8 protein-coding genes are annotated in these 13,354 nt (G+C 55.5%); 3 read left to right on the top strand and 5 right to left on the bottom strand.

What is annotated here, in order from left to right; translation table 11 throughout:
- The first annotated feature begins 273 nt into the window (after positions 1–273).
- A complete protein-coding gene (locus AAF465_01495) occupies positions 274–798 on the top strand; it encodes a cytochrome c (GenBank protein MEM7081396.1) in 525 nt (174 codons plus the stop codon).
- Positions 799–814: 16 nt separating this feature from the next.
- On the top strand, positions 815–1,489 hold the full coding sequence (locus AAF465_01500; GenBank protein ID MEM7081397.1) for a cytochrome b/b6 domain-containing protein: 675 nt from the start codon (positions 815–817) through the stop codon (positions 1,487–1,489).
- 408 nt (positions 1,490–1,897) lie between these two features.
- Here AAF465_01500 and AAF465_01505 read toward each other — a convergent pair whose 3' ends face one another.
- From AAF465_01505 to gltB, 5 genes are all read right to left on the bottom strand, one after another.
- The gene (locus AAF465_01505) at positions 1,898–3,427 is read right to left on the bottom strand and encodes an AbgT family transporter (protein ID MEM7081398.1); all 1,530 of its coding nucleotides are present in this window, start codon (positions 3,425–3,427) and stop codon (positions 1,898–1,900) included.
- 194 nt (positions 3,428–3,621) lie between these two features.
- Positions 3,622–4,527, bottom strand: a complete 906-nt coding sequence (locus AAF465_01510; GenBank protein MEM7081399.1) for an acyltransferase — start codon at positions 4,525–4,527, stop codon at positions 3,622–3,624.
- Between the two features lie 148 nt (positions 4,528–4,675).
- On the bottom strand, positions 4,676–5,629 hold the full coding sequence (locus AAF465_01515) for a glutathione S-transferase family protein (protein ID MEM7081400.1): 954 nt from the start codon (positions 5,627–5,629) through the stop codon (positions 4,676–4,678).
- Between the two features lie 84 nt (positions 5,630–5,713).
- Positions 5,714–7,126, bottom strand: coding sequence for an FAD-dependent oxidoreductase (locus tag AAF465_01520; GenBank protein ID MEM7081401.1), 1,413 nt, complete (start codon positions 7,124–7,126; stop codon positions 5,714–5,716).
- Between the two features lie 5 nt (positions 7,127–7,131).
- The gene (gltB, locus tag AAF465_01525) at positions 7,132–11,616 is read right to left on the bottom strand and encodes a glutamate synthase large subunit (protein ID MEM7081402.1); all 4,485 of its coding nucleotides are present in this window, start codon (positions 11,614–11,616) and stop codon (positions 7,132–7,134) included.
- 625 nt (positions 11,617–12,241) lie between these two features.
- Between gltB and AAF465_01530 the strand changes: the two genes are divergently transcribed.
- Positions 12,242–13,264, top strand: coding sequence for an N-acetylornithine carbamoyltransferase (locus tag AAF465_01530; protein MEM7081403.1), 1,023 nt, complete (start codon positions 12,242–12,244; stop codon positions 13,262–13,264).
- The last annotated feature ends 90 nt before the right edge of the window (positions 13,265–13,354 follow it).

Consider the following 13,354-nt stretch of genomic DNA (forward strand, 5'->3'; position numbering starts at 1 on the left):
ACCCACAGGGATGAGTGGTGAACCGCTGCCGATCTGTTCGTGGTCGCCTCGCCGTGTCATCCGCCGTGCGCACCATCACGGTGGTAGACAGGAGACTCGATGTCGTTCTAACGTTGTAAACGCTCGGTTTGTCTCAATCGAGGCCAACCTAGACGGGCGTCATTTGCGCCGGCACACGCAAATGCATATAGTTTTTAGCATCTGAATACACTTTGGTTGTATGCGAGGCGAAGCGCATACGACCCGTCAAGTACACAACCTTTGGAGAATTCTATGAAGCGTAGTGCGCTCATGCTCGCGTTCGTGTGGCTGTTTGCTTTGGCTGGCTGTGATTCAGGAGGCGCAAATCCGTCGGCGGCCTCATCGGCCGAAGCGACGGCCGCGCCGAGTGGGCCTGAACCTGACCGAGCAATGTTGGCCGCGACCAAACAACGCAAGGCTTTATTCACACTCATTTTTAAGAACTACTTGCCTATAGCCAGCATGGCGCGCGAACGCATTCCTTTTGATGCCGACGTGGTGCGCACAAACGCGGAACATATCCAAAACTTGGGCGCGATGATGGCCGATGTATTTGAAACCGATACGCGCGGTTCCGGCGTTGTCACCGAATCGCTCGACGCCATTTGGGAACAGCCCGAAAAGTATGCGCAAAAAATTTCTGCTTTTCAGGCAGCCAGCGTGGCGCTTGTAGGTGCCGCGGCAACCGGCGATGAAGCGACAATAAAAGCGTCTGCCGGTCGCTTAGGCCAGTCGTGCGGCTCGTGCCATGACGACTTCAGGGTTGACGACGACTAGCACACGTTGCCGCGCTTTGACGGATAAACCCACAACTCGACTTGTCTGGGACTTGCCGACGCGCCTATTTCATTGGTTGTTAGCGTTGAGTCTGCTGGCGTCGTATGTCACCGCTAAAATCGGCTACGACGCGCGTCAGCTGCACCTTTGGCTTGGATACTGGATGATCGGTTTGCTCGCGTTTCGTATCGTGTGGGGTTTTGTTGGCACTCGGCATGCGCGCTTCTTGGCCTTTTTCCCGACACCGGGTCGAGTGGTGGCCTACCTAAAACGCGTTGCACGTGGCGAGGCAAAGGAAACGGTCGGTCACAACCCGCTTGGTAGCATCATGATTTTTATGACGCTTGCCCTGCTGAGCTTACAGGCAGTCAGTGGGTTATTTGTGGATGACGAAATCATGTTTGCCGGGCCTTACGCCATGGCGGTGTCGGTGGAGTTCGCCAGCTGGATGAACAGAATCCATCATACTGCGATCAATCTGATTCTCGTGTTGGTCGGCATTCACATCGCGGCGGTGTTGTATCACGTGTTGGTCAAAAAAGAAGGCCTTATCCGAGCCATGTTCAGCGGCCGGAAGTCGGCCGATGTTGTGCCCGAAGAGGAGAGTATTGGACATTCTCGGTTGGGAATGGCGTTCGCGGTTGGGGTTGTTGTCGCAGGATTGACGTATTGGATGACACTCGGCGCCTGAATTTCTTTGTCGTAAAGCAATGGCATGCTGAGCACTACGCGGATACCTCAAGCGGTTTCGCTATGCTCACTCTAGGATCCAGGCGGAAGATCAACGCGACAATCGGGGTCAAACTAACTAGCGTTGCAAATGAAAAGAAAATCGACTGCGCACGCCTTTCTTGGCAACTGGCTTTCTGTCAAGGAATGCAGGGGTGTAACGAAACGTATTGATCGATTCAAACGACGCTGCAATGAATGAATCATGTCCTTCGGACATGCCGACGCGCAAACGCAATACGGACTGATTGACATGCATTGCGACGGGATCTTAAAAACGCACTCGCGATAATCGCTATCCCTGCCTGTCATCATCGTGCTGCCTCGTTGAGGTTTCACTCAACGAGGCAGCTCGAATTCGATAATTTGATTAGGGATAGGCATAGCTTGACTGAATGCCAAGCGGTATGCCGGCAAACGAGTAAAGCAGTAAGAACACCGACCACAGGGCCAGGAACGACAGCGAGTAAGGCAGCATCATGGCCGTTAGCGTGCCAATTCCGGTGCTCTTAACGTAACGCTGGCAATACACCACCACCAATGGGAAGTAAGGCATCAGCGGAGTGATGATATTGGTACTCGAGTCGCCGACCCGATAGGCGGCCTGTGTGAGGTCAGGCGAAATGCCCAGCTGCATCAGCATCGGCACAAAAATGGGCGCAAGCAGCCCCCATTTGCCACTCGCGGAACCGACGAAAATATTTACAAATCCGGTAAGCAAAATAATGCCGACGATGGTGATCGACGAGGGTAACGCCAACGCTTTGAGCGCCGCGGCCCCTTTGAGCGCGAGCAGCACACCGAGATTGGACTGACCAAAGGCATACACAAACTGAGCGATAAAAAACATGATGACCAGGTAGTACGCCATGCTGTTCATTGACTTTGTCATACCGACAATCACGTCTTTAGATCCCTTCATCGAACCGGACACGGCACCAAACACAATGCCGGGAATCAGGAACAGCAAGAAGATAAGCGACACAATCGATCGCATCAGTGGCGCCTGAAAACTGGATATGTCGCCCGTTGCGTCGCGCCAAGGCGAGCCGGCGGGCAGCGAGGTGGCGATAAGGACAATAACCCCGAGCAACATCGAGATGCCCGCCCACCGCAGACCTTTGCGTTCCGCTTCCTCGAGATTTTTCATTTCGGGTAGATCTTCGGCGTCTCCGTCGATTTCCTGGCTCTGCAGCCTCGGTTCGACGATTCGGTCCGTAACAAACCAGCCCAATGCCACGATCAGAACCGATGAGGCCGTCGTAAAGAAATAATTATTGAGTGGATTGAGTGTGACGTCGGGATCGAGAATCTGTGCGCCCGCTTGAGTGAGGCCTTGCAGCAAAGGATCGATCGAAGACGGTATGAAGCTGGCTGAAAAACCGCCCGAAACACCGGCAAACGCGGCCGCGATGCCCGCGAGCGGATGTCGACCGGCGGCGTAGAAAATGACGCCACCCAGCGGGATAACAAGCACATAACCCGCGTCGGCGGCGGCGTGACTAGCGATCCCCACCACGATCACCATCGGTGTGATGAGTTTGGCTGGCGTCACATTCAGCAGCGCTCGAAGACCGGCGTTGATAAAGCCTGTGTGTTCAGCCACGCCGATTCCCAGCATGGCTACGAGCACCACGCCCACCGGATGAAAATGCGAGAAGTTCGTCACCATTACCGATAAAAACTCGGTAAAGGCTGATCCGGACAGCAGGTTATTGATAACCAGCTTTTCCCCGGAGCGCGGATCGATTACGTCGAAACTCACATACGATAGCAGCCACGACAGCACCCAAACGATAAACAGCAGGGCGACAAAAAGGATGGCGGGATCGGGCAGTTTATTGCCTACGCGCTCAACGGTACCCAGCCAGCCACCTGATTTTTTTATTGTTTCGGTCATTGTTCTTCCCGTTTCATACCAGACCGGGAGTTTACCGTAATTGGTGCCGGTTTATGTATCGACACCGCGTGACGCCCGACATGTGGTCAGTTGGGCGGGTCATCACGCATCGCACAATCGCGCCGACGGTCGTGTGGCCTTCGAGCCAAAGAGGAGCAAACAGTTGAAATAAAAGGGAGAAAGTAAACGAGTAATCAGGCGGGTTTGTAGGGAGCGAGCTCCGCAATTAGACGCTTAAGCTCATTGTCTTTGGCCTGCCATTTTTCGTTCACCCAGGTTTGGAAGCGGTCGCGAAAGGCCGAGTCGTTAAGGTAATCGCCGTTGAATATCCAGTCAGGAAGGATCTCATGCTGCACTTTAACGACCACTTTGCGCATGCGGCCACACATAAAGTCCCAGAAGCTCAGCTCGGTGGGATAGGCGATCGTGACGTCTAGGTAGTTTTTCATTTTGTTGCCCAGTACCGAAATGGCAAAGGCCAGTCCGCCGGCTTTGGGTTTGAGCAGATGCTGATAAGGCGAGAGTTGTTGCGCGTGTTTGGCCCGAGTAAATCGAGTGCCTTCGAGAAAGTTAATGACGGTGGCCGGATAGTCGTGCAGTTTGGCGCAAGCCTTGCGGGTGGCTTCGAGGTCGTCCGCACGCAGTGTTGGATTGGCTTCAATCTCTTTGCGCGAATGGCGTTTCATGAACGGCATCTCAAGCGCCCACCAGGCTAAACCCAGTAGCGGTACCCAAATGAGATTCTTTTTAAGGAAGAATCGAGGGAACGGAATGCGTCGGTTGAGCGCCACCTGCAGCATAAACACGTCATTCCAGCTTTGATGATTGCTGCCCAGTAGATACCAATCATTGTGTTTAAGACCATCAACACCGCGAATATCAAAATCGATCTTGAGGATTCTGACCATCATGCGGTTGCACCAAATCCAACTCTCGCCAATCGTCTCTAGACCTCGAAAGCAGGCATTGCGCACGATCGGTAGTGGGACGAGCAATTTAACGATAGCGATGGCGTAAAACGGTATGATCCAGAACGTCAAATTCAGCACAAACAACAGCATACTGATGCTGCCCAAAATGGGCGCTGGTAAGAAAGTCATACTGGATTCCCGTTTTGCTCGAACGCGTATAAGACCCGACGCGCAGTCGTCATCATGTGAAGCATGATACTTGGATTACCCACACTTTGGCATACCCCTTTGGACTATCCGCTGGCGGTGACGGCTGCGACGAGCCTGCACAGGTGAATCAGGCGGCTTCAGCAAGCGGCGCCGTTCGCCGGCGCTCGTGGCGGTAGAGCGATTGCATAAACTCAACGGACAGTGGATAAGCGGCCTTCCACTCGTTGGCATCGGCGATCAGCGAGTCGGGCATATCCTCGGCACCGAGTCGAACATTGTCGGCAGCGCCGCCGCCAAACTCTTCCGGTTGCAGCCAGAGGCTCGAGATGCCCGCAAACGCGTAGTCAACGAAACTGCGCGTTTCGTCAACCAGATGGCCATTCTGCGCAAGTCGCGATTCGGTATCGGCCAGCAGCTTCTCAATGAAGCCTTTGGCCTTTTCGACATTGCCTGGCGTGATGCGGAATGACTTGGCGATCATGGTGCGCAGCAAAGGCGCCACGAGCCGGCCGAATGCGCGCTGAAACGCAGGCGTATTAGGGTCGTTAAGGCCCCAAAGGATATCGAGTTTTTCCGGGTGTTTGAGCATGTGCGAGTACACCCACACCTGCAGATTGACGCCATAGCGATCCAGCGTTTGTTCAAACGCGACACGCTCTGGCGTGGGTGCCAAGAACGCCCGTTTTTCGGGTGCTTCATGGGCATACCGTCCCCAAAGATAGCGAAGAATCTCGGGCGAGTTGCCGATTGATGTGGTCACCGCGCCGGTGTGTACACGCAGTCGAGGTACGGAACGACCGGTGAAAAAGGCGCCCATTGACCCCACGCTTTGGTGCTCTTTGTACGGTATGTCCGCGCGATCCAGGCACCAGCGCACCTTCTCCACAAAGTGGCTCACCGCAATGGTGTCGAGCTGAATCTCAGGGTTACCCCGGCGCATCAAGCCCTGAAGCGTTGCGCCCCAGCGGAGCACAAGCCAAACCAGTACGAGCATCAGCGCAACAAACCAGCCGAACTCGAACATTGCCACGACTAGCGGTAGCGCGAGTAAGGCGATAAACAGTTTCACATCGGTGGTCATGGAACAAACCTGGTGATCAGTGTGCCGGTAGTGCGTTTCGACTCGACGGGCATCGCCTGTTCTCTAAGCGAGCGAAGGTCGTAACTAGTGCACTTCTAGATAGTTAAGAATACCACGGGCGGCTTCCCGTCCTTCAAACACCGCGGTCACCACCAGGTCGGCGCCCCGCACCATGTCCCCACCGGCGAACACCTTGGGATTGGTGGTTTGAAAGGGTGTGTGGGGGTTGCGCTCGACTTTAACGAGATTGTTATCGAGTAGTTCGATGTTGTGGTGGCTGAACCAGGCGGCTGGACTGGGACGAAAACCAAAGGCGATGATCACGGCATCGGCCTTGAGCACTCGCTCAGTGCCGTCAATATTCTCGGTTACCTGACGCCCTCGAGCGTCTTTAGGTCCGAGGCGCGTCGTGACAATCTTAACCCCTTCTACTTTTTTCTCACCCATGATTTCAATGGGCTGAGCGTTAAACTCGAACGACACGCCTTCTTCACAACTGGCCACATAGTCGCGTCGCGAACCCTGCAGGCTGTCTTCCGGGCGGCGGTACGTGCAGGTGACTGAGCGCGCGCCGTGTCGAATGGAGGTTCGATTGCAGTCCATCGCGGTGTCACCTCCACCCAGAACAACCACATGTTTGCCGCGCATATCGACAAACTGGTCAGCCGCTCCAGGCAGCAGCAGCTCGCGATGAATGTTGCCGATCAGAAAGGGAAGCGCTTGATGCACACCGGGTAGCGCTTCGCCCGGCAAGTTGCCGCTGACGGCTGTGTAGGCACCCATTGCCAAAAACACCGCATCGTAGTCGTCGAGCAGTGCGTCGAACGCCAGGTCCTTGCCGATTTCGACACCCATTTTAAATTCCACGCCCATTTCACTGAGAATCTGGCGTCGTGTATCGACCACCTGCTTCTCAAGTTTGAATGGCGGAATGCCGAAGGTTAGCAGCCCACCAACGAGCGGATATTTATCATAGATCACGGGTTTAACGCCGTTACGCACCAGGATATCAGCCGCCGCCAGCCCGGCGGGTCCGGCGCCGACAATCGCCACGCGCTTATCGGTAAATTTCACCGCCGACATGTCGGGGCGCCAACCTTGGCGCAGTGCTTCATCGGTAATGAAACGCTCAATGTTGCCAATACTGACTGCGCCTAGACCGTCGTTGAGCGTGCACGCCCCTTCGCATAACCGATCTTGCGGGCAAATACGTCCGCATATTTCCGGTAGCGAATTGGTCTTATGGGACATCTCGGCGGCTTCGAACAGATTGCCTTTGGCCAACAGATCGAGCCACGCTGGAATGTGGTTGTGTACCGGGCACTTCCACTCACAAAAAGGCACCCCGCACGAGATGCAGCGGCCCGCCTGTTCGGTGGCGCCTTGCTGATTGTAATGGCCGTAAATTTCGCGAAAGTGATGCACGCGTTCGGCAACCGGCGACTTTTCAGGGTCGGTGCGCGGAATGTCCAGGTACTGAAGGGGATTCTTACTCATAAGTTCTACGCGGCGCGACGCAAGGCCTCCAGCAGTTGATCAAGCCCCACGGCCTTGGGTTTAACCATCCAAAACAGAGGCAGGTAAGTGCGAAAATCATCCAGAATATGCTGCGCCCAGGTGCTACCGGTTTCTTGCTGGTGGCGCACGATGAGACCATGCAGGTGATGCAGTTGCGCTTCCATGCTTTCCTGGGTAATGCGATGAATATCGATTAGCTCGTGATTGTAGCGATCAACAAAGTCGCGCCGCTTGTCCAGCACATACGCGAAGCCGTTGGTCATGCCGGCACCAAAGTTGATGCCGGTGTCGCCAAGTACGGTGACCACACCGCCGGTCATGTATTCGCAGCAATGATCGCCAGCGCCCTCCACGACTGCCGTAGCGCCCGAATTGCGCACACCGAACCGTTCGCCGACTTGGCCGGCCGCATACAGTTCGCCGCCTGTGGCGCCGTATAAACACGTGTTGCCCAGAATCACGGTGTCTTGCGACTTAAACGACGAGTGTTGCGGTGGACGCACCACGATCTTGCCGCCGGCCATGCCCTTGCCCACGTAGTCGTTGGCGTCGCCCTCTAGATAAATATGCAGACCACCCGCGTTCCAGGCGCCGAGACTTTGGCCGGCCGAACCGCTTAACTGAAGTGTAATGGGCTTGTCGGACATCCCGTAATCGTCGTGCGCACGGGCGATCTCTCCGGACAATCGGGCACCGATCGAGCGGTTGTAGTTGCGCACTTCATAGTGAAACGTGCCACCGCTTTTGTTGATGATGGCGTCGCTCACGTCGTCGAGCATGCGTTCGGCAAGCTCGGCCTTATCAAACGGGTCGTTCGACTCGCTCACGCAAACATGCGTGATGCTGGCCAGCGCTGGACCGTCGGAAATCAGTGGCGACAAATCGAGTCGGCTTTGTTTGCTGGTAATGCCGTCGAGCTCTTTGAGCAGATCGACGCGCCCTACGATGTCTTCCAGCCGAGTAAATCCCATCAGCGCAAGAATGTCTCGCACTTCCTGCGCCACAAACTGGAAGTAATGGACGACCATCTCGGGCAGCCCAATAAAGTGCTTCTCGCGCAGCGTCTTGTTCTGTGTCGCGACGCCCGTCGCGCAGTTATTGAGATGACAGATTCGTAAATACTTGCATCCCAATGCGACCAGTGGCGCTGTGCCGAACCCGAACGTCTCGGCGCCCAGCAGTGCCGCCTTAACCACATCGAGCCCGGTTTTGAGACCGCCGTCCGCTTGCAGTTGAACCTTGCCGCGCAAATCGTGAAAGCGCAGCGTCTGATGCGCCTCGGATAAGCCAATTTCCCAAGGGCTGCCAGCGTATTTCACGGACGTCAGCGGACTGGCGCCAGTGCCACCATCGTGTCCTGAGATGGTTATCAGATCGGCATAGGCCTTGGCCACGCCGGCTGCAATCGTTCCCACCCCAGGTTCCGCGACGAGCTTGACCGAGACCAGCGCGGTTGGATTGACCTGTTTGAGATCGAAAATGAGTTGCGCAAGATCTTCAATTGAATAAATGTCGTGATGAGGCGGTGGCGAAATGAGGCCCACGCCCGGTTTAGCAAAGCGCAGCCGAGCGATCATCTCGTCGACCTTATGGCCAGGGAGCTGGCCGCCTTCCCCGGGCTTGGCGCCCTGCGCCATTTTGATCTGAATGACTTCCGCGCTGGTGAGATAGGCCGGTGTCACACCAAAACGACCAGAGGCCACTTGTTTGATCTTCGACGCCTTCTCGGTGTTGTATCGCGCCTTATCCTCACCGCCTTCGCCGGAATTGGAGCGCGCATTGAGTCGATTCATAGCGATTGCGAGCGCTTCATGCGCTTCGGGCGACAATGCGCCCAGCGACATACCGGCACAGTCGAAGCGCGGGGTAATCGCCTCGATGGGCTCGACCTCTTCCACTGCGATGGCGCGTTCGGGTGATTCAATCTGCAGCAAATCGCGCAGTGTCGACGGCGGTCGTTCGTTTACAAGTTGCGCAAAGCGTTGATATTCGTGTTCGTCATTGGTGCGTACCGCCGCTTGCAGTGCGCCGATCACATCGGCGTTGTACATGTGGTACTCACCGCCGTACACATGTTTCAGCAGGCCGCCATGATCGATCGGTTGCGTGACATTCCAGGCCTGTTTGGCTAACAGCCGCTGGTCATTCTCTAGATCCGTAAAGCTCGCCCCTTCAATGCGACTCACCGTGCCGGGAAAGCAACGCTCAACGACGCTTTGATCGAGTCCCACGATTTCAAACAGCTGCGCACCGCGATAGCTCGACACGGTGGATATGCCCATCTTCGACATGATCTTGAGCAGGCCTTTTCGAATACCACGCCGATAGCTACGACCAAGCTGCGAGCGCGTGAGATCGTGATGCACTTCGCCCGTGCGCACCATCTCGGTGAGCGTTTGGTAAACCATGTAAGGGTAGACGGCCGTCGCACCAAAACCTAAAAGACACGCAAAGTGATGTGAATCGCGCGCCGTACCCGTTTCGACCAGGATATTGCACTGGCAGCGCAAGCCCTCCTGCACCAGCCGATGATGAACGGCTGAGGTTGCGAGCAACGCGTGCACAGGATAGAGCGACTCTTTTAGGTAACGATCGCTGAGCAACAAAATGAGATTGCCATCGCGCACGGACTCGACGGCTTCATCACATATGTCGTTGATCGCGTCGGCCAAGTTTTGCTCCAGAGGGCGATTCAGATCGATCATCGTATGTGCAATGGCCATGCCATCATCCGACACTAGCTGGCGCAGTTTCCGCTGAGACAGTACCGGCGAGTTGAGCACGATATGTTCGGCGTGCTCGGGCTTAGGTTCGAATACATTGATCTCTTTGCCGACCTGCACCTGCAGTGACATGACAATCGACTCACGTAGAGGATCGATGGGTGGGTTGGTCACTTGGGCAAATTGCTGGCGGAAGTAGTCGTACAGCGAGCGCGCTTTTTGCGACATCACCGCGATGGGCGCATCATCACCCATAGATCCGACCGCCTCGCGTTGTGCCTGCGCTAACACGCGGATCACCTCGTTGCGCTCTTCGAACGAGATGCCGAACATTTTGTTGTAAACGCTAAGCGTCGCGTCATCCATCGGCTCGGCGGTGAGACGGACATCGATTAGATCGGTGTCGAGATAGCGCACACCCTCTTTTAGCCAAGACTTATAGGGGGCTCGAGCAGCAAGCTTCTTTTCAATCAGCTCGTTGGTGAGCAGTTCGCCGCTCGCCAAATCGATGGCGATCATGTCACCGGGGCCAAGCTTGCCTTTGGCGACGACGTCTTCCGGCGGATACTCAATAACGCCTGTTTCGCTCGCGATGGTGATCAAGTTGTCCGTGGTCATCGTGTAGCGCGCTGGACGTAGCCCGTTTCGATCGAGAATGCAGGCGGCGTACTTGCCATGCGACAACACAATACCGGCCGGACCGTCCCAGGGCTCCAGGTGCGGGCCGTAAAATTCGTAAAACGCGCGCACATCGGGATCCATCGCGTCGACCGTCTGCCAGGCCGGTGGTACCAACAATCGCATGGCCTGGACCACATCCATGCCGCCCATCACGAGTACTTCGAGCATGTTGTCGAGCGAGGCCGAGTCGGATCCGGCCATCCCGACCAGCGAAGAAAACCGCTCGAGCCCGGGAATCAGTGGCGACTGAAATAGCGCTCGCCGCGCCTGCGCCCAGTTGCGGTTGCCCTGAATGGTGTTGATTTCGCCGTTGTGCGCGAGCAGGCGAAACGGCTGAGCGAGTTTCCATTGGGGTAGCGTATTGGTGGAAAATCGCTGATGAAAAATGCAAACCGAAGTGGTGAGACGTTCGTCGCGCAGATCTTCATAAAACTGATCGAGGTACTCGGGCATCACCATCGCTTTGTACGACACCGCATCTGGCGACAGACTGGCGATGTAGGTGTCGGAGCGTTCCAATTCGACCTGTTGTTCGATTGCGCGACGTGCAAGAAAAAGCTGACGTTCGAACGTGGCGCGATTATCGTCCGCCGCGTTGACAAACACATGTTCGATGCGTGGCAAGGTGCGAAGCGCTTCCTCGCCACACGCATCCGGATCGAGCGGCGCCAACCGCCAGCCGGCGGGGTGCAGATTTGCCGCGCGCAATTCGGATTCAATCCGGGCCCTGGCGGGTTCGGCCAATTGGTCATCAGCAGGTAAAAACACAACACCCACCGCGAACAAGTGGCCGACATCGATGTTTTGTTCATTGGCGATTAGGCGAAAGAATGGCTCGGGATTACGCAGGAGCAGGCCGCAACCGTCGCCGGTTTTGCCGTCGGCCGCGACGGCACCTCGATGCGTAAGGCGGCTAAGCGCGCTGACTGCCGACGCGATAATGCCGTGGGATCGTTCATCGAAACGATGAGCGATCAGGCCAAAGCCACAGCTGTCCTTCTCGAAACGGCTGTCGTATAAACCCGGTGCGTTGTTCAATCTTTCCCCCGATGTTGCATCACTCAACAACCCACATTCCGTGGCGGGTAGCGCGTTCGGCCCGTCTCGTCGGCCGGTCAGTTCGCCCAGGGCCGACGGGCTGAACCGTCATCCGTCGCCGTGAGCGAATCGAGCGCTGGGTCATTCACCAAGCGCCAGTCTGCGAGACGGCATGAGTCTGGTCAGGCGTCGAACGTTTGCGCAGATTGCCTGCGCGGAACGAGACGGCCCATAAATGTAGAGTTTGTTGCAACGCAATGCAACGGATGCAATTGAAACCAAGCCGGCTAATAAAAAGAAGGAATTAGCTCATATATGGAAGGCGCGATAGGCACCAATTTAGTGCATATATAAACAATTTTCTCAGTAGACTGAGTTTAGTTACGGTTTCATAAGCAATTATTGCAACTCACCATAACTCCGTGTCACATTGGCCCTGCGGTTGTACTTATCCGCAACCGTGATGAGAAAGAGGCAGCAATGCATTTACCGTACCCAGTCTATATTGTTCCCCGCCGCGCACCGCGGCGCAATTCCGGAGTTTTATCCGAGGCTGGTTAGTACGCGAATGCGAGTGTATTTAAAACCCGGCCATTTGGTCGGGTTTTTTTTATGTCTAAACTATGGCAATGCAGCATAAACAGGAGCATTGATGAAGCACTTTTTATCCACCGAGGACTGGAGTCAGTCTGAATTGCAAAATCTGCTGTCGATGGCTGCGGACCTCAAGCGAGAACCGATCAACAACGCGCTTGCGGGCAAAAGCATTGCGTTGCTCTTTTTCAACAACTCTATGCGCACCCGCACATCGTTTGAATTGGGTGCGCATCAGCTCGGCGCAAAAGCCATTGTTTTAACACCCGGTAAAGATGCCTGGCCTTTGGCGTTTGATTTGGGCGAGGTGATGGACGGCGTGGCCGAGGAGCATGTGGCCGAGGCGGCGCAGGTATTGTCTCGCTACTGCGACTTCATTGCCGTCCGGTGTTTTCCCAAATTTGAAAACTGGCAGCTCGATCGCCAGGATCGCGTGATTCAGTCGTTCGCCGAATACGCCACGGTGCCTGTCATTAATATGGAAACTATTGTCCATCCCTGTCAGGAGCTGGCATTGGCCATGACGATGCAAGAGCACTTTGGCACGTTAGCCAATCGCAAATTCGTGCTCACGTGGACATATCACCCCAAACCACTGAATTCCGCCGTCGCCAATTCCGCTTTGTTGATCGCAACCAAGCTCGGTATGGATGTCACCTTATTGTGTCCGAACGAAGAGTATTTACTCGACGCACACTACATGGAGGCCGCCAAAGATTTCAGTGCCGCGGCGGGGCAAACGCTCACGGTGACGCACGACATCGCCGCCGCTTATGACGGTGCCGACATGGTGTACGCCAAGAGTTGGGGCGCCTTGCCCTATTTTGGCCGATGGCCCGAAGAGCAGCCCATGCGCGAGCAACATCGGCATTTTATCGTCGACGAAGCAAAGATGGCGCGGACAAACAACGCTCGATTTAGTCATTGCTTGCCGCTTCGCCGCAATGTAAAAGCCACTGACGCGGTGATGGACGCTGACTACTGCATGGCCGTTGATGAGGCCGAAAATCGTTTACACGTTCAAAAAGCGCTCATGATGCGCCTGAATGAACACGCGTCGTTTAAGTTGAACGACGAATGAACGTCGAGTCAGTACAAAGAAGGAACACGCTGGAGAGTACGTCACGACCCATGGCCAATCGATCGGGGCCAGGTCGAGCGACACGATTAA

This window comes from Pseudomonadota bacterium, from assembly GCA_039028935.1.
In the GTDB taxonomy this organism is placed as follows: Bacteria; Pseudomonadota; Gammaproteobacteria; order Steroidobacterales; family SZUA-146; genus SZUA-146.

Bases quoted from the DNA above. Each gene is read 5' to 3' on its own strand.
- AAF465_01495 (MEM7081396.1), top strand. From the start codon at position 274: ATGAAGCGTAGTGCGCTCATGCTCGCGTTCGTGTGGCTGTTTGCTTTG.
- AAF465_01505 (MEM7081398.1), bottom strand. From the start codon at position 3,427: ATGACCGAAACAATAAAAAAATCAGGTGGCTGGCTGGGTACCGTTGAG.
- AAF465_01510 (MEM7081399.1), bottom strand. From the start codon at position 4,527: ATGACTTTCTTACCAGCGCCCATTTTGGGCAGCATCAGTATGCTGTTG.
- AAF465_01515 (MEM7081400.1), bottom strand. From the start codon at position 5,629: ATGACCACCGATGTGAAACTGTTTATCGCCTTACTCGCGCTACCGCTA.
- AAF465_01520 (MEM7081401.1), bottom strand. From the start codon at position 7,126: ATGAGTAAGAATCCCCTTCAGTACCTGGACATTCCGCGCACCGACCCT.
- AAF465_01530 (MEM7081403.1), top strand. From the start codon at position 12,242: ATGAAGCACTTTTTATCCACCGAGGACTGGAGTCAGTCTGAATTGCAA.